Origin of the sequence: Stutzerimonas balearica DSM 6083, from assembly GCF_000818015.1 — a bacterium.
Lineage (GTDB): Bacteria > Pseudomonadota > Gammaproteobacteria > Pseudomonadales > Pseudomonadaceae > Stutzerimonas > Stutzerimonas balearica.
In genome coordinates, this window is record NZ_CP007511.1 from 3,396,490 (window position 1) to 3,413,809 (window position 17,320).

The 17,320-nt window shown below is 65.4% G+C and carries 15 protein-coding genes and 1 other RNA gene; 2 read left to right on the forward strand and 14 right to left on the reverse strand.

Going from position 1 to position 17,320, the window contains the following annotated elements; all coding sequences use genetic code 11:
* Positions 1 to 2: 2 nt before the first annotated feature.
* The 14 genes from CL52_RS15690 to rsmI all read right to left on the reverse strand — a co-directional run bounded on the left by CL52_RS15690 (position 3) and on the right by rsmI (position 14,925).
* Positions 3 to 947, reverse strand: a complete 945-nt coding sequence (locus CL52_RS15690) for a D-alanine--D-alanine ligase (protein WP_043221670.1) — start codon at positions 945 to 947, stop codon at positions 3 to 5.
* The gene (gene murC / locus CL52_RS15695; protein ID WP_052264581.1) at positions 944 to 2,404 is read right to left on the reverse strand and encodes a UDP-N-acetylmuramate--L-alanine ligase; all 1,461 of its coding nucleotides are present in this window, start codon (positions 2,402 to 2,404) and stop codon (positions 944 to 946) included. The genes CL52_RS15690 and murC overlap by 4 nt, the downstream gene beginning before the upstream one ends.
* Entirely contained in the window at positions 2,397 to 3,467 is a 1,071-nt protein-coding gene (gene murG / locus CL52_RS15700) for an undecaprenyldiphospho-muramoylpentapeptide beta-N-acetylglucosaminyltransferase (protein WP_043221674.1), read from the reverse strand. Before murG ends, murC begins: the two co-directional genes overlap by 8 nt.
* A complete protein-coding gene (gene ftsW, locus CL52_RS15705) occupies positions 3,457 to 4,683 on the reverse strand; it encodes a putative lipid II flippase FtsW (protein ID WP_041104038.1) in 1,227 nt (408 codons plus the stop codon). The genes murG and ftsW overlap by 11 nt, the downstream gene beginning before the upstream one ends.
* The gene (murD, locus tag CL52_RS15710; RefSeq protein WP_043223257.1) at positions 4,683 to 6,026 is read right to left on the reverse strand and encodes a UDP-N-acetylmuramoyl-L-alanine--D-glutamate ligase; all 1,344 of its coding nucleotides are present in this window, start codon (positions 6,024 to 6,026) and stop codon (positions 4,683 to 4,685) included. The genes ftsW and murD overlap by 1 nt, the downstream gene beginning before the upstream one ends.
* A gap of 5 nt (positions 6,027 to 6,031) precedes the next feature.
* Entirely contained in the window at positions 6,032 to 7,114 is a 1,083-nt protein-coding gene (gene mraY, locus CL52_RS15715) for a phospho-N-acetylmuramoyl-pentapeptide-transferase (RefSeq protein WP_041104036.1), read from the reverse strand.
* Positions 7,114 to 8,490 carry a UDP-N-acetylmuramoyl-tripeptide--D-alanyl-D-alanine ligase gene (locus tag CL52_RS15720; RefSeq protein WP_043221676.1) on the reverse strand — a complete coding sequence of 459 codons (1,377 nt, stop codon included), beginning with the start codon at positions 8,488 to 8,490 and terminating at the stop codon, positions 7,114 to 7,116. The genes mraY and CL52_RS15720 overlap by 1 nt, the downstream gene beginning before the upstream one ends.
* Positions 8,483 to 9,946: a UDP-N-acetylmuramoyl-L-alanyl-D-glutamate--2,6-diaminopimelate ligase gene (locus CL52_RS15725; RefSeq protein ID WP_043221678.1), complete on the reverse strand. Its 1,464-nt coding sequence runs from the start codon at positions 9,944 to 9,946 to the stop codon at positions 8,483 to 8,485. Before CL52_RS15725 ends, CL52_RS15720 begins: the two co-directional genes overlap by 8 nt.
* Positions 9,946 to 11,673: a peptidoglycan D,D-transpeptidase FtsI family protein gene (locus CL52_RS15730; protein WP_043221680.1), complete on the reverse strand. Its 1,728-nt coding sequence runs from the start codon at positions 11,671 to 11,673 to the stop codon at positions 9,946 to 9,948. The genes CL52_RS15725 and CL52_RS15730 overlap by 1 nt, the downstream gene beginning before the upstream one ends.
* A complete protein-coding gene (gene ftsL, locus CL52_RS15735; protein WP_041104029.1) occupies positions 11,670 to 11,960 on the reverse strand; it encodes a cell division protein FtsL in 291 nt (96 codons plus the stop codon). Before ftsL ends, CL52_RS15730 begins: the two co-directional genes overlap by 4 nt.
* Entirely contained in the window at positions 11,957 to 12,904 is a 948-nt protein-coding gene (gene rsmH / locus CL52_RS15740) for a 16S rRNA (cytosine(1402)-N(4))-methyltransferase RsmH (RefSeq protein WP_043221682.1), read from the reverse strand. Before rsmH ends, ftsL begins: the two co-directional genes overlap by 4 nt.
* A complete protein-coding gene (gene mraZ, locus CL52_RS15745) occupies positions 12,901 to 13,356 on the reverse strand; it encodes a division/cell wall cluster transcriptional repressor MraZ (protein WP_041104025.1) in 456 nt (151 codons plus the stop codon). Before mraZ ends, rsmH begins: the two co-directional genes overlap by 4 nt.
* Before the next feature lie 293 nt (positions 13,357 to 13,649).
* An RNA gene (rnpB, locus tag CL52_RS20385) (RNase P RNA component class A) lies at positions 13,650 to 14,009 on the reverse strand.
* A gap of 52 nt (positions 14,010 to 14,061) precedes the next feature.
* Positions 14,062 to 14,925: a 16S rRNA (cytidine(1402)-2'-O)-methyltransferase gene (gene rsmI, locus CL52_RS15750; RefSeq protein WP_043221684.1), complete on the reverse strand. Its 864-nt coding sequence runs from the start codon at positions 14,923 to 14,925 to the stop codon at positions 14,062 to 14,064.
* A 178-nt stretch (positions 14,926 to 15,103) separates the two neighbouring features.
* Between rsmI and CL52_RS15755 the strand changes: the two genes are divergently transcribed.
* Entirely contained in the window at positions 15,104 to 16,924 is a 1,821-nt protein-coding gene (locus CL52_RS15755; protein ID WP_082041995.1) for a penicillin-binding protein activator, read from the forward strand.
* Positions 16,921 to 17,283 carry a YraN family protein gene (locus tag CL52_RS20855; RefSeq protein ID WP_074519930.1) on the forward strand — a complete coding sequence of 121 codons (363 nt, stop codon included), beginning with the start codon at positions 16,921 to 16,923 and terminating at the stop codon, positions 17,281 to 17,283. The genes CL52_RS15755 and CL52_RS20855 overlap by 4 nt, the downstream gene beginning before the upstream one ends.
* Positions 17,284 to 17,320 lie beyond the last annotated feature (37 nt).

The following is a 17,320-nucleotide window of genomic DNA, read 5'->3' on the forward strand; positions in this document are numbered from 1 at the left end:
GCTCAGTTCCCTGCTTCGTAGCTTGCTTCGAGAATGGCCAGCACCAGTTGCTGGAAATCCAGCCCGGCCGCGCGTGCCGCCATCGGCACCAGGCTGTGGTCGGTCATTCCCGGTACGGTGTTCACTTCCAACAGCCAGAACTCACCCTGGCCGTCCTGCATCACGTCCACGCGCGCCCAGCCACTGACGCCGACCGCCTCGCACGCGCGTGCGGTCAGTTGCTTGAGCTCCGCTTCCTTGGCCGCATCGAGCCCGCAAGGAATGCGGTACTGGGTATCGGAGGCCAGGTACTTGGCGTCGTAGTCGTAAAAGGTGTGCGGCGTACCCAGGCCGATGGGCGGCAGCACCTCGCCGCGCAGCACGGCGATGGTGAACTCCGGGCCCTGGATCCACTGTTCGACCAGCACCTGAGCGTCGTAGGCGCTTGCATCACGCCAGGCGGCGATCAGTTCGGCGAGGCCGCCGACCTTGGCCATGCCGATGCTGGAGCCCTCGTGCGCCGGCTTGACGATCAGCGGAAAGCCCAGCGTTTCGGCAGCCCGCTTGCAGTCTTCTTCGCTGGCCAACACCGCATGGCGTGGCGTCGGCAGGCCGAGGCTCTGCCAGACCTGCTTGGTGCGCAGCTTGTCCATCGCCAGCGCCGAAGCGAGGATGCCGCTGCCGGTGTAAGGAATGCCGGCGCACTCGAGCAGCCCCTGCATGCTGCCGTCCTCACCGCCACGGCCGTGCAGCACGATGAACGCACGATCGACGCGTTCCTGGCTCAGGCGCTCGAGGAAATGCTCGTCGACATCGATGCCGAACGCGTCGACGCCGGCTTCGCGAAGGGTAGCCAGCACCGCGGCACCCGACTTCAGCGAGACCTCGCGCTCGGCGCTGCGTCCACCATAGAGCACGGCAACGCGGCCATAGGACTGCGGGTTGCGGGTCGATTGCAGGGCGCTCATGGATTCTTCCTCGCGGCCGGCCTGGCGCCAGCGAACAGGGGGCTTTTCATCAGTTGCGGAGCAACGCCGCCGATATCGCCGGCGCCCTGGCACAGCAGGATGTCGCCGGCACGCAGCAACGGCTTGATGACCGGCGCCAGGTCCGCGCCGCGCTCGACGTAGATCGGGTCGAGCTGGCCGCGCTGACGGATGCTGTGGCAGAGCTGGCGGCTGTCGGCGCCGGGAATCGGCTCCTCGCCGGCCGGGTAGACCTCCATCAACAACAGGACATTGGCATCGGCCAGGACCTGAACGAAGTCGTCGTAAAGATCGCGCGTACGGCTGAAGCGATGCGGCTGATAGACCATCACCAGGCGCCGCTCCGGCCAGCCGCCCCGCACCGCCTTGATCACCGCTGCGACCTCGCGCGGGTGGTGACCGTAATCGTCGACCAGCATCACGCTGCCGTCGTCGACCGGCAGCTCGCCGTAGACCTGGAAGCGGCGGCCAACCCCTTCGAACTGCGACAGCCCGCGCACGATGGCCTCGTCATCGATGCCTTCGTCACTGGCGATGGCGATGGTGGCCAGCGCGTTGAGCACGTTGTGCGTACCCGGCATGTTGACCGAAACCTGCAGCGGCTCATGGCCGGCGCGCAAGGCGGTGAAATGGGTGCGCATGCCTTCCTGGCGGATGTCGATGGCGCGCACGTCGGCATCCTCGCTCAGGCCGTAGGTCGTGGTCGGACGACCGATCTGCGGGATGATCTCGCGCACTACCGGGTCATCTACACAGAGCACCGCCAGACCGTAGAACGGCAGGTTGTGGAGGAACTCGACAAAGGTCTTCTTCAGCTTGCCGAAGTCGCCGCCATAGGTGCTCATGTGGTCGGCATCGATATTGGTGACCACGGCCACCATCGGTTGCAGGTGCAGGAAGCTGGCGTCGCTCTCGTCGGCCTCGGCGATCAGGTAGCGACTGCTGCCCAGCTGCGCGTTGGTGCCGGCCGCCGTGAGCCGGCCACCGATGACAAAGGTCGGGTCCAGCCCACCTGCGGCAAATACCGAGGCCAGCAGGCTGGTGGTGGTCGTCTTGCCGTGGGTACCGGCGACCGCGATGCCATGGCGATAACGCATCAGCTCAGCAAGCATCTCGGCGCGCGGCACCACCGGAATGCGCTGCTCGAGCGCCAGCGCCACCTCGGGGTTGGAAGCATTGATCGCGCTGGACACTACCAGCACATCGGCACCGGCAACGTTACCGGCCTGATGGCCGATGAAGATCTGCGCACCGAAGCTCTGCAGACGCTCGGTGCTGGCCGATACCTTGAGGTCCGAGCCGGACACCTCGTAACCCAGGTTGAGCAACACCTCGGCGATTCCGCACATGCCGACCCCGCCGATACCGACGAAATGGATGCGACGGATGCGGCGCATGCGCCGGACCTCGGCTTTCACCGCAGCAGGTGACTTAGCCATGTGCCACCTCCAGGCAGATGTCGACGACCCGACGGGTCGCATCCGGCCGCGCCAGCTGACGTGCAGCAACGCCCATGGCCTTTAGTTTTTCCGGGTGCATCAGTACCTCTTCTAGCTGCCCGGCAAGGCCGGCAGCGTCAGTCTTGGCTTGCGGCAGAAGCACGGCAGCGCCGCCCCTGGCCAGATAACCGGCATTGCGCGTCTGGTGATCGTCGATGGCATGCGGCAGCGGCACCAGGAACGACGGCAGCCCGGCGGCCGCCAGTTCGGAGACGGTCAGGGCACCGGCACGGCAGATCACCAGGTCGGCCCAGGCATAGGCCTGCGCCATGTCCTTGATGAAAGGCGCGACCCTGGCCTCTACCGCGGCCTCGGCATAGCGTGCCTGGGTGAGTTCGGCATGCTGTTTGCCGGCCTGGTGGAACACCTCCGGACGCAACTGCGCGGGCACCCGCGCAAGGGCCTGAGGCAGCAGCTTGTTCAGCGGCTCGGCGCCAAGGCTGCCGCCCAAGACCAACAGACGCGGCCGGCGGTTGACCAGCGAATCGCGCGGCGTCTCGAGGAACAGCTCCTCGCGCACCGGGTTACCGGTGGTACGGCGCTTGGCGCTGGCCTTGAACGTATCCGGGAACGCCTCGCAGACCCGGCGGGCCAGCGGCACGAGACTGCGGTTGGCCGTTCCGGCGACGGCATTCTGCTCGTGGATGATCAGCGGCACGCCAGCCAGGCGTGCGGCCAGGCCGCCCGGGCCGGTGACGTAGCCACCCAGGCCCAGCACGCAGACGGGCTTCAGTTCGCGGATGATCCGCCGCGCCTGCAGCAGCGAACGGACCAGCTGCAGCGGCGCCTTGAGCAGGGCCGCCAGGCTCTTGCCGCGCAAGCCGCTGACCTGGATCAGGTGCAGCGGCAAGCCGGCGGCGGGCACCAGTTCGTTCTCGATGCCGCGCGGCGTACCCAGCCAGTGCACGCTGTAACCGCGCGCCTGGAACTCGCGGGCACAGGCCAGCGCAGGGAACACGTGGCCGCCGGTTCCGCCAGCCATGATCAGCACGTTAGCGGCCATGGGCAGCCTCCTTGCCAAGTGCAGGCTCATGGAAGTCCGACTCGCTGAACTCCACCTCCTCGCTGCCCAGAACCGTGCGGCTTTCCCATTCGATGCGCAGCAGCAGGGCCATGCTCGCGCAGGTCACGATCAACGAGCTGCCGCCATAGCTGAGGAACGGCAGCGTCAGGCCCTTGGTCGGCAGCAGGCCGACATTCACACCGATATTGATGAGGAACTGCCCCAGCCAGAGGAAGGCGATGCCCCAGGCCACGTAAGCGGCGAAGAACTGCTTGGCCTTCTCGGCCCACAGGCCGATGTAGAGCGCGCGTACGCCAACAAAGGCGAACAGGCCGATGGTCACCAGCGCGCCAACCATACCGAGCTCCTCGGCCAGCACCGAGAAGACGAAGTCGGTGTGCGCCTCGGGCAGATAGAACTGCTTCTGCACACTGTTGCCCAGGCCGACGCCGAACCACTCGCCGCGGCCAAAGGCGATCAGCGCCTGCGTCAGCTGGTAGCCGGCACCGTACTGATCGGCCCAGGGATCGGTGAAGGTGATCAGGCGCTGCAGACGATACTCCTGGGTCTGTACCAAGATGAACACCGCGCCCACGGCGAACACCACGAGCAAGCTGAAGCGAATAAGGCCGACGCCACCGAGGAACAGCATGGCCACTGCCGCCCCCATCATGACGACGGTGGCACCGAAGTCCGGCTCGAGCAGCAGCAGCATGGCCATCGGCAGCAACACGAGAAACGGCTTGGCAAAGCCCCACATGCTCTCGCGCACCTCGGCCTGGCGGCGCACCAGATAACCGGCCAGGTAGATCACCACGAAGACCTTGGCCAGCTCGGAAGGCTGCACGTTGAAGGCACCAAAGCCAATCCAGCGCATCGAACCGTTCACCTCGCGGCCAACCCCGGGAATCAGCACCAGGATCAACAGGCCGAACGCAGCGAGCAGCAGCATCCAGTCGAGCCGCTGCCAGGTATTAACCGGCACCAGCAGCACCAGCAGCGCGGCTCCCAGGCCGAGGGCCACGTAAACCAGGTGGCGCACCATGTGATACAGCGCATTGCCCGAATTGACCGCCGCGACTTCCGAGGACGCCGAGGTGATCATCACCAGGCCCAGCCCCAGCAGCGCCAGGCAGCCGGCCAGCATGGGGAAGTCCAGGTCGACCAGACGGCGACCGAACAGCGGCGATGAGGCGTTGCGCAGGAAGGCGAGCATCAGACGAGCGCCTCCACCGCTGCGGCGAACAACCGGCCGCGTTCTTCGAAGTTGCGGAACATGTCCAGGCTCGCGCAGGCCGGCGACAGCAGCACGGCATCGCCCGGCTGCGCCACGTCTGCAGCTGCTTTGACGGCGTCGTCCAGCGAAGCCACCGGCAGCAGCGCCACGGCGCCCTGCAGCGCCTCGGCCAGGCGCGGTGCGTCGCGGCCGAGCAACACCACCGCCCGACAATAACGGCCGATCGGCGCACGCAGGGGGCCGAAGTCGGCGCCCTTGCCATCGCCGCCGGCGATCAACACCAACTGGCCCGGGATATCCGCGCCCAGCCCCTCGATGGCAGCCAAGGCCGCGCCGACATTGGTGGCCTTGGAGTCGTCGTAATAGGCGACACCACCGCGTTCACCGACCCACTGGCAGCGATGTGGCAGACCGGCAAAACGGCGCAGCGTCTCGAGCATCGCCTCGAACGGCAGACCGACCGCGTGGCCGAGCGCCAGCGCGGCGAGTGCGTTCGACTGGTTGTGCGCACCACGGACCTTCAGCTCTCGCACGGGCATCAGCGTCTCGAACTGGAACGCCAGGCAGCGCTCGCCGGCCTCGTCGCGCAGACCGAAGCCACGAAAGTCCGGTTGGCCCAGGCCAAAGGTCCAGACCGCGACGCCCTCGACGGGCAGCGGGCGGCTCAACAGGTCATCACGATTGACGACGACCTGACGCGCGCCACGGAAGATGCGGTGCTTGGCCTGGTGATAGGCCGGCAGGCCGCTGTAGCGGTCCATGTGGTCTTCGCTGATGTTCAGGCAGGTCGCCACCTCGGCGTTCAGGCACTCGGTGGTTTCCAGCTGAAAGCTCGACAGCTCGAGCACGTAGAGCTCAACGCTGTCGTCCAGCAGATCCAGCGCTGGCGTACCCAGGTTGCCGCCAACCGCGACACGCCGCCCTGCCGCCAGCGCCATCTCGCCGACCAGCGTGGTCACGGTGCTCTTGGCATTCGAGCCGGTGATCGCAACGATCGGTGCCTTGGCTTCGCGGGCGAACAGGTCGATGTCGCCGGACAGCTTCACACCGCGCGCGGCGGCCGCCTGCAGTGCGGGCGTGCTGACCGGCAACCCGGGGCTGACGATCAGCTCGCTGGCGCGGCAGAGGAAGTCGACGTCCAGCTCGCCGCAACGCACCTCGACCTGCGGATACTGCGCGGCCAGGGTGGCCAGCTCCGGCGGGTTGGCGCGCGTGTCGGCCACCGCAAACGGCAGACCGCGGCGCGCCAGATGGCGAACCACGGAGAGGCCGCTCTTGCCGAGGCCGACAACGATGCGGAACTGGTCGGATGCGATGAGCACGTCGTTCACCTCAGCTTCAGCGTGGCCAGACCGACGAGCACCAGGATCACCGTGATGATCCAGAAGCGCACGATGACCCGCGGTTCGGGCCAGCCCTTGAGTTCGAAGTGGTGATGGATCGGCGCCATGCGAAACACGCGCTTGCCGGTCAGCTTGAACGACGCCACCTGGATCATCACCGAGAGGGTTTCCATGACGAACACGCCGCCCATGATGAACAGCACCACTTCCTGGCGAACGATCACCGCGATGGTCCCCAGCGCGGCGCCCAGCGCGAGGGCGCCGACGTCACCCATGAAGACCTGCGCCGGGTAGGTGTTGAACCAGAGAAAGCCCAGTCCCGCGCCCGTCAGTGCGCCACAGAAGACGATCAGCTCGCCGGCACCGGGGACGTACGGAATCAGCAGGTAGTCGGCGAAATTCATGTTCCCCGACAGGTAGCAGAAGATGCCCAGACCGCCGCCGACCATCACCGTTGGCATGATTGCCAGGCCATCCAGCCCGTCGGTCAGGTTTACCGCATTGCTCGCGCCGACGATGACGAAATAGCTGAGCACGACGAAACCGATGCCCAACGGGATCTCTATATTCTTCAACAGCGGCAGGATGAGCGTGGTTTCGACCGGCGTCTGCGCCGTCATATAGAGAAACACCGCGGCGCCCAGACCGAACACCGACTGCCAGAAATACTTCCAGCGGCTCGGCAGACCACGCGAATTCTTCTCGATGACCTTGCGATAGTCATCGACCCAGCCGATGGCGCCGAACAGCAGCGTCACGCCCAGGACCACCCAGACATAACGATTGCCCAGATCGGCCCACAGCAGGGTGCTGATGGCGATGGCGCTGAGAATCAGCGCGCCGCCCATGGTCGGCGTGCCGGACTTGGACAGGTGCGATTGCGGCCCGTCGGTACGCACCGCCTGGCCGATCTGGCGGATCTGCAGGGTGCGGATCAGCCAGGGGCCCATCCACAGCGACAGCACCAGCGCGGTGAGCACGCCAAGAATCCCGCGCAGGGTCAGGTACTGGAACACCCCGAACCCGGTGTGGAACCGTTGCAGGTACTCGGCGAGTAACAGCAGCATCAATGTTTCTCCATGGCCGGTCCGCCCAGCGCGACGACGACTCTGTCCATCGCCGCGCTGCGCGAACCCTTGATCAATAAGGTGGTGGCACTTCCCTGCTCGGCGCGCAGCGCCTCGATCAGGCTGGCCTGGTCGGCGAAATGCCGAGCACCGACGCCAAAGGCGGCAACGGCATGCGCCATCAGCGGACCGACCGCGTACAGCGCATCGATCTTGCCGCGCGCGTAGGCGCCGACTTCGCGATGGCCTTCCTCGGCCCATTCACCGAGCTCGCCCATGTCGCCGAGCACCAGCAGCCGCCGGCCCGCGAAACCGCTCAGCACGTCGATGGCGGCGCAGATGGACGCCGGGTTGGCGTTGTAGCTGTCGTCGATCAGGCGCACGCCGTTGCCGAGCATCTGGGCCACACCTCGCCCTTTGACCGGCTGGAGGGTCTGGAGCCCATCGACGATGGCGGGCAGCGCCACGCCCAGCGCATGCGCCGCGGCGGCGGCGGCCAGCGCGTTGGCGATGTTGTGACGACCCAGCAGGTTCAGCTGGATCCGCGCAGTGCCACTCGGCCCGGCCAAGGTGAAGTTGGGGCAGCCGCGCTCGTCATGGCCGATCAGGCCCGCGGTGAAGTCGGCCAAAGGACTCTCCAGGCCGAATCCGAGGATGCGCCGCCCGGCTGCTCGTGCCGCCCATACGGGGTAGGCCTTGTCATCACGGTTGAGTACGGCGACACCGCCATCGCCAAGCCCGTCAAGGATCTCGCCCTTGGCTTCGACGATCTTGTCGACCCCGCCGAACTCGCCCACGTGAGCAGTACCGGCATTGGTAATGATGCTGACCTGCGGGCGCACCAGCGCCACCGTATAGGCGATCTCACCCACCCGCGAGGCGCCGAGCTCGATTACGGCACTGCGGTGTTGCGCACCGATATCCAGCAGTGTCAGCGGCGCGCCCAGATCGTTGTTCAGGTTGCCCCGGGTCGCCAGTACGGCGTCATGGCCGAACGCCGCACGCAGGATGCTTGCGAGCATTTCCTTCACGCTGGTCTTGCCGCTCGAGCCGGTGACCGCGGCGACCGGACCGCTGAAGCGATCGCGGTTCAACGCGCCCAGCTGGCCCAGTGCCAGGCGGGTGTCAGCGACCACCAACTGCGGCAGGCCCGCGTCTTCTATTTCTCGCTGCACCAGCGCGGCCACTGCGCCCTTGGCGGCCACATCGGCCAGGTAGGCGTGCCCGTCGAAGCGCTCGCCGCTCAGGGCGACGAACAGCTGGCCGGGCTGAATGGCGCGGCTGTCCGTGCTGACCGAGTCGAAGGCGACATCGGTGCCGACCAGGCGACCCGCCAGGGGCGCGAGCAGCTCACTGATACGCATCGCTTCAAGCATGGGATGCCCTCCAACGCGCAAGCGCCTTCTGCGCCTCTTCCAGGTCGGAGAACGGCAGCCGCTCGCCACGGATTTCCTGATAGTCCTCATGGCCCTTGCCGGCCAGAAGCACCACGTCGTCGCCCCGGCTGGCCGCAATCACCGCGGCAATGGCATCGGCACGACCATGCTGAAAGCTCACCGCAGCCGCATCGGAAAAGCCCTGGCGAATGTCGGCAAAGATCTGTTCCGGCGCTTCGTTGCGCGGATTGTCATCGGTCACCAATACGACATCGGCCAGCCGTTCGGCGGCCGCCGCCATGAGCGGTCGCTTGCCGCGATCGCGATCGCCGCCGCAGCCAAACAGGCACAACAGACGCCCGTGCGCATGGGGGCGCAGCGCTTCGAGCACTTTCTCCAGGGCATCCGGCGTATGTGCGTAGTCCACTACCACCAGCGGAAGCTCGGCGCCGCCCAGGCGCTGCATACGGCCAGCGGGGCCTTGCAGGAGCGGCAGCACCTCGAGAATTTCATCCAGCGGATAGTCCATGCCCAGCAAGGCGCCGACCGCCGCCAGCACGTTGCTCAGATTGAAGCGCCCGAGCAGCGGGCTACGCAGGATGCGCTCGCCCTGCGCGGTTACCAGGCGAGCATGGATGCCCTCGTCGTCCAGGCGCGCGTCCGGGCAATACAAAGTCGCCGCCAGGTCCTCGAGGCTGTAAGTGATCAGGCGCGCCTCGCGTGCTTGCGCGGCCAGCTGGCGACCAAAGGCATCGTCGAGGTTGATGACGCAGCAGCTCAGCCCAGGCATGTCGAACAGACGCGCCTTGGCTGCGGCATAGGCGTCCATGCTGCCGTGATAATCGAGGTGGTCGCGCGACAGATTGGTGAATACCGCCACGTCGAAAGCTAGTGCTGCGACGCGCCCCTGGTCCAGTCCATGGGAGGAAACCTCCATGGCGACGGCACGCGCTTCACGTTGTTTCAGCCCGGCAAGCGCAGCCTGCACGCCGATGGCATCGGGGGTGGTGTGGCGACCCAGTTCCAGCTCGCCATGAAAACCCGTGCCAAGCGTGCCGATGATGCCGCAGCGCTCGCCGAGCTGATCGAGCGCCTGGGCGATCAACTGGCTCACGCTGGTCTTGCCGTTGGTACCCGTGACGCCGACCAGCCGCAGACTGCGACTCGGCTCACCGTAGAAGCGGCCGGCGATCGCCGAAAGCTGCTCGGCCAGATGGCGCACAGGGACGAAGGCGGCGGCGGTAGTGACCTGCACCTCGGCGCCCTCGGCCTCATAGACGATGGCTGCCGCGCCACGGTCGATAGCATCGGCGATGTGCGTGCGCCCATCGCTGTGCAGCCCGGGCAACGCGAAGAACAGATCACCGGGGCGCACCTTGCGGCTGTCGAGCGTCAGCTCGCGCACCACGACATCGGCAGCCGCCTGCGGCAGCAGATGATTCAGAGACATGGACATCAGCCGCGCCCTCCCTTGCTCTGAGCGGCATCCGCCGTCTGCACGGGGGCAGGCGGCGGCAGATTGTCAGGAGCGATGTTCATCAGACGCAGCGCCCGGGCCATGACCTTGCCGAATACCGGCGCCGCGACCAGCCCGCCGTAGTAGCCGCCGGTACTGGGCTCATCGACCACCACCACGGCGGCGATACGCGGGTCGGTGACCGGCGCGACACCCGCGAAGAACGAGCGGTAGGCGCTCTGGGTATAGCCACCGGTACCGGAAATCTTCTTGGCCGTGCCGCTCTTGCCGCCGATGTGATAACCCGGCACCTGGGCCCGGGTACCACCACCGCCCTCTTCCTCGACGACAGCCTGCAGCATCTTCAACACGGTCCCGGCAATCTCCGGATTGATCACCTGAGCGCCCTCGACCGGCCGATCCAGACGCAGCAGCGACAGCGGTACGTTCACACCCCTGTTGCCAAGCACGGCGTAAGCATGAGCCAGCTGCACGGCCGTGACCGACAGGCCGTAGCCATAGGCCAGCGAAGCCGTCTCGGCATCGCGCCATTTGCGGTGATTGGGCAGGTTGCCGACGCGCTCGCCGGGAAAGCCGAGGCCGGTGTCCTGGCCGAAACCGGCCTGCTGCATGACCGCATAGACCGGTTCAGGCCCGATATCCAGGGCGATCTTGCTGATGCCGACGTTGCTGGACTTCTTCAGGATGCCGGTCAGGTCGAGCAGGCCGCCGCGCGACACGTCGCGAATGGTGTAGCGACCGATACGCAGCCAGCCGGGCATGGTGTCGATTACCGACTCGGGTTTGTACTTGCCGGTACCCAGCGCCGCGGCGATGGAGAACGGCTTGACCGTCGAGCCGGGCTCGAACACGTCGATCATCGCCCGGTTGCGCATGGCCACCGGCTGCATGTTGCGACGGTTGTTCGGGTTGTAGGTCGGCTGATTGGCCATGGCCAGGATCTCGCCGGTCTTCACATCGATGATGACCATGCTCGCGGCCTTGGCACCGTGCTCGAGCATCACGTTGCGCAGCTCGCTGTGGGCCAAGTATTGCAGGCGCAGGTCGATCGACAGGGCCATGGGCTTGCCCGGCTTGGCGTTCTTGACGACCTGAACGTCCTTGATCAGACGGCCGCGACGGTCCTTGAGCACCTGCCGCTTGCCCGGTACGCCGGCGAGCCATTCGTCATACGCCAGCTCCATGCCTTCGCGGCCACGGTCATCGATATCGGTGAAGCCCACCAGGTGCGCAGCCACTTCGCCGGCCGGGTAGAAGCGGCGGAATTCCTCCTGCGCGTAGACGCCGGGGATCTTCAGATCCAGCACTGCCTGCCCCTGCTCAGGCGTCAGCCCGCGCACCAGATAGGTAAATTCGCGCGAGGCCTGCTCTTGCAGCCTTGCGGTCAATACGGCCGGATCCTGACCCAGCGCCTTTGCCAGCTCGGGCCAGCGCGCACGCGCAGCCTGCAGTTCTTTCGGATTGCCCCACAGCGTGGTGACAGGGGTGCTGACGGCCAAAGGCTCACCGTTGCGATCGGTGATCAGCCCACGATGCGCAGGGATCGGAATATGCCGAACGCTGCGAGCGTCGCCCTGCCCCTGCAGGAACGCCTGATCCATGACCTGCAGGTCGACGATCCGCCAGGCGAGCGCGCCCACCAGCAGTGCCAGCAGGGCCAGAACCAAGCGAAAGCGCCAGGGGTAGCGCGCGCCGTCGAGCCTCATGGCGCCACCAATCTCACATCTGCCGCAGCCGGGATATGCATCTTCAGCTGACCGGTCGCCAGCGCCTCGATGCGACTGTGCGCCGTCCAGGTGCTCTGCTCGAGAATCAAGCGCCCCCACTCGGCCTGCGTCTTGTCGCGCACGCTGAGTTCGGCGTACAGCTCGTTCAGCAACTGACGATTCCAATGGGCCGTGTAGGCGACCGCGATCGCCGAGAGCAAAACGCCGACGAACAGGATCAGCATGAGCAGCCCCCCGCGGGGCATGGTGGCGCGCGCGCGGCTCATCGCAGCTTCTCCGCGACTCGCATGATGGCGCTGCGCGAGCGAGGGTTGGCCTTCACCTCTTCGTCCGACGCGTACTGCGGTTTGCCGAGCAGCTTCAGGCGAGGCTCGAAGGCCTTCGGAATGATAGGCAGGTCGCGCGGCAGCTTGTCCGCCTCACCCTTGGCATGTCGGCGCATGAACTGCTTGACGATGCGATCTTCGAGGGAGTGGAAACTGATCACCACCAGCCGCCCGCCGACCTCAAGCGCTTCGAGCGCCGCATCGAGGCCGCGCTCCAGATCACCCAGTTCGTTGTTGATGAAAATGCGCAACCCCTGAAAGGCGCGCGTCGCGGGATTCTTGCCTTTCTCCCAGGCCGGGTTGGCATCGGTGACGACCTTGGCCAGGTCTGCGGTGCGCGTGAACGGCGCCTCACCACGCCGCTGGACGATTGCCCGCGCCATACGCTTGGCGAAGCGCTCCTCACCGTATTCTTTGAAGACCCTCGCGATGTCGTCTTCGGACGCGTCCGCCAGCCACTGCGCCGCACTGACGCCACGGGTCGGATCCATGCGCATGTCGAGCGGGCCATCGCTGAGAAAGCTGAAGCCGCGATCCGGATCATCGAGTTGCGGGGAGGACACACCCAGGTCAAGCAGGACGCCCGAGACCGTGCCCATCCAGCCGCGTTCACGCAGCTCGTCGGAAAGCTCGGCAAAGCTTCTCTGCACAACGACAAAGCGGCCGTCTTCGGCCGCTAGTGCTTGTCCCGTGGCGATTGCCATTGGATCCTTGTCGAACCCTAGCAAACGGCCATCAGGCCCAAGCATTCGCAAGAGCAGGCGACTATGCCCGCCGCGCCCGAAGGTACCATCTATATAGAGGCCATCCGGACGCACAGCCAGCGCCGCGACGGCTTCGTCGAGCAACACGGTGACATGTCGCAGGTCGCTGATCTGGCTCACAGTATTAGGTCACGTAGTTCTTCCGGCAGACCGCCGGGTTGTTTGATGGCCGCCAGGTCCGCGTCAGAAACCGCGTTCCAGTCGTCTTCGTTCCACAGCTGAAATTTGTTGAGCTGACCGACCAGCATGGCGCGCTTGTCCAGCCGCGCATACTCGCGCAGGCGCGGCGGCACCAGCACACGTCCACTGCCGTCCATCTCGACATCCACGGCGTTGCCAATGAGCAGGCGCTGCAGGCGACGAGTCTCTTCACGCAGCGAGGGCAGCTCGCGCAGCTTCGCTTCAATCAGCTCCCACTCGGGCAAGGGATAGATACAGAGGCAACGATCGACGGCATCGATGGTGACGATCAGCTGGCCCTCTCCACGCGAAAGCAACTCGTCACGATACCGGCTGGGCATCGCTAGCCGCCCTTTGGCATCGAGACTGATGGCATTCGCTCCGCGAAACACGGCTGCTTCCCCTGAATTAGCTATCCATGCCCATATCTACCCACTTCATCCCACTTTCTACCACTTGTGCGCACTATAGAAATGCGGCTGCCCCACCGTCAAGGCACGCCTAGCGGGAAAAAGCCTTACGGAGCGGCAATTTAGGAATGATCAGGAAGAAACAACGGAAAACTGACGAGCGCAGGAAACTATTAAGCAGAGCAGGAGAGCCACCTTGGCCGCCAAAGTTAAAGTGCTTTATTAAGAGCAAGAACTTTTGGCAATGGCTGAGCGACTGGATAGAGCGGAAAGAGGGGGAGAGTCGATCTGTAAGCCGGGTTCTGTCGAGGACAGTCATTCCTCTACGACAGCCATCGCTGACTGCCTCTAGCAACCTACCCGGACCCAGCGCGGGCCACGCCGAAGGGTCCCTATTTGGTCTTGCTCCAAGTGGGGTTTACCTAGCCACGGACTGTTGCCAGCCGTGCGGTGCGCTCTTACCGCACCTTTTCACCCTTACCGGCGCCGAAGCGCTTAGGCGGTTGTTTTCTGTGGCACTTTCCGTAGGCTCGCGCCTCCCAGGCGTTACCTGGCACTTCGCCCTATGGAGCCCGGACTTTCCTCCCCTTCCAGCTACCGCAGCAGCTCGAAGCAGCGACTGTCCGATCGACTCTCCGCCGCGCAGGGTACTCGCCGATGCCAGGCATCGCAAGCACGCCGCTGCGCTCATTTGCGCTCGAGCGCCAGCTGATAGAGCAGATTCTTGCGCACGCCTGTAATTTCCGCGGCCAGCGCGGCCGCCCGCTTGACTGGCAACTCGCCAAGCAACAGATCGAGTACGCGCAAGGTCTGCGCATCGACTGCCTCATCACCCTCCGGTGCCTCCCAGCCACCAACAACCAACACGCACTCTCCGCGCTGTTGATTGGGGTCGGCCCGGACCCAATCCCGCAGCTCGCCCAGCGCAAGCCCCTTGAGCGTCTCATAGGTCTTGGTCAGCTCGCGCGCCAGCACAGCCGGGCGCGCCTCACCGAAAATCTCGGCCAGATCGCTGAGGCAGTCGAGCAACCGGTGCGGCGCCTCATAAAGGATGAGCGTGCGCGGCTCCTCCTGCAGTAGCTGCAGCCGAGCACGTCGAGCGGCACTTTTGGCAGGCAGAAAGCCCTCGAACACAAAGCGATCGGAGGCAAGGCCGGCGGCAGACAGCGCTGCAATCAAGGCACAAGCTCCTGGCACAGGCACGACCCGAAAACCCGCAGCGCGCGCAGCCCGCACCAAGCGGAAACCAGGATCGGAAATTAGCGGCGTGCCGGCATCGGATATCAGCGCAACATCCTTGCCATCACCGAGCACCCCCAGAAAGCGACCTTCTTCGCTACGCTCGTTATGCTCGTGACAGGCTGCCAGCGGGGTACCGATACCGAAGTGAGCCATTAGGCGAGCCGAGTGGCGGGTATCCTCGGCGGCGATCAGTGACACCTCACGAAGAATTCGCAGCGCGCGGGCGCTGATGTCCTCGAGATTACCGATCGGCGTAGCGACTACGTAGAGCGTCCCACCTGAGGAATTTGCCGTCTCGCTGACAGTCACAGCCTTACCTCGATCACAAAAACCGGCATTGTAGCCCGATCAGCCGCCGCAGCGTCGCCGCCAGGCCGGTGCTTGGGTACAATCGGTCGCAGTCACGCCCCATCCGTTCGCATCGGACCGGCGCATCGCCTGCCCACACGATTTCGACTGACCTTGCCACTGCCTCAGGAACGACCAAATGCTGGCCTGTCTTCGCTCAATCCTAATCATCAGCCTGGCGATCCTTGTCGCCGCGTGCGCCGGGTCGCGCGCACCTGCATTGGGCGAACTGCCGCGCACACCACAGGCCACTACCCAGCAACTGCTCGAGCAGGCCAAGCAGAGCGACGCGGAACAGGCTGCCGCTCTGCGACTGGCCGCGGCAGATCAGAGCCTCAAACAAGGCAATTTCGCGCAAGCGCGGAGCATCTTGCAGCTGACCCCAATCGACTCACTGATGCCGGCACAACAAATGTTCGCCAGCACCCTGCTGGCCGAGGTCGAGTTGGCGGCCGGCAACTCGGACAAAGCATTGCAGGCCCTCAACCACCCGGCCTTCGCTCGCCTCGGCGAATTGCCGGTGGAACAGCAGGTGCGCAGCCAGACCGCCCGCGCCCAGGCCCTTGAAGGACAAGGGCAGCTCTTGGCCGCCGCTCGCGAGCGCGCATTCATCGCCCCGTTGCTCAGCGGCACGGCCGGCCAGGAAAACCACGAACACATCTGGACCCTCGTGGCGGAAATTCCACAGGACGAGCTGCGCCAAGCCACCGAAGCCGACCAGGATCTGGCCGGCTGGTTGTCATTGGCCGCCGCAGTGAAGCAAGCCGGCATGATCAGCCAGCAGCAGCGAGCGATCGACGACTGGATCGCCACCCATCCACAGCACCCCGCCGCCAAACAGCTACCCACTTCACTGGTAAAGCTGCGCGAACTGGCCGACCAGCCCCTGACCCGCATCGCCTTGCTGCTGCCGATGCAGGGGCCGCTGGCCAACGTATCCCAGGCCCTGCGCGACGGCTTTCTTGCCGCTCATCTGCAAGCCCGCCAGGCCGGCCAGCCCGAGCTGAAAATCGACCTCTACGACAGCACAGCGCAACCGTCACTCGACAGCTTTTACCAGCAGGCCATGGCCAAGGGCACACAACTGGTGATCGGCCCGCTGGAAAAGGATCTGGTCCGCCAACTGGCAAGCCGCAGCAGCCTGCCAATCACCACCCTCGCCCTGAACTACAGCGAAGCCGATCAGCAAATGCCCCCTCAGCTCTTCCAGTTTGGCCTTGCAGCCGAAGACGAAGCACGGGAAGCGGCCGATCGCGCCTGGGCCGACGGCCATCGTCGCGCCATCGCACTAGCGCCTCGCGGGGAATGGGGGGCACGCGTACTGGACGCATTCAACAAGCGCTGGCAATCGCTCGGCGGCACTACCGTAGCCGCGGAGCCGCTGGCCGAACCGGTCCAGCTCGCCAATCAGATCGCCGACCTGCTACAGCTTCGGGCCAGCGAGTCACGCGCTCAGCGCCTGCAAAACAGTACCAACCAGGCCGTCGCCGCCGAACCCTCCCGTCGCCAGGACGTCGACTTCATATTCCTGACCGCAACGCCTCAGCAAGCGCAGCAGGTCCGCCCCACGCTGATATTCCAGTACGCGGGGGATCTGCCCGTCTATGCGACCTCGCACGTCCACTCGGCAACCCTCAATCGCACCCAGTATCTCGACCTAGAGGGCATTCAGTTTGCCGAGACCCCGTGGCTCCTGGAGCCCGAGCAGCCATTGCGCCAGCAAGTCGAACAACAGTGGCCGCAGGCCGCAGGTAGCCTTGGCCGGCTCTACGCGATGGGCGCAGACGCCTATCTCCTGGCTCCGCGCCTGGGGCAGCTGGTAGCGATTCCAGACACTCGCCTTGATGGTTTGTCCGGCTATCTTTCACTCGGTGATCAGCAACGCATCGAGCGCGCGCTCCCCTGGGCGCGCTTCCGTGACGGACAGGTCGAGCGCCTGCCGGAGACGGCCCGACCATGATTGACCGCCGGAGCAGCGGACGCTCCGCGGAGGCACTAGCCTGCCACCATCTGCGTGGCGAGGGCCTGCGGCTGCTGGCACAGAACTGGCTGTGCCGCAGCGGCGAGCTCGATCTGGTCATGCTTGAGGGCGATACAGTAGTATTCGTCGAAGTTCGCTATAGACGACATACCGCCTGGGGCGGCGCGATCGAAAGCGTAGACGCGAGAAAGCGACAGAAGCTGGTCCGTGCGGCACAGCACTTCCTTCTCCAAGAGCCGCGCTGGGCAGCGCACCCTTGTCGCTTCGATGTGGTCGCCATAGGCCCGGAAGGCAGTCATGCCTCGCTAAACTGGATCCGCAACGCCTTCGACTGCTAGCGTTTTCAGCCCCCTCCGCCAACCATACGACACCCCG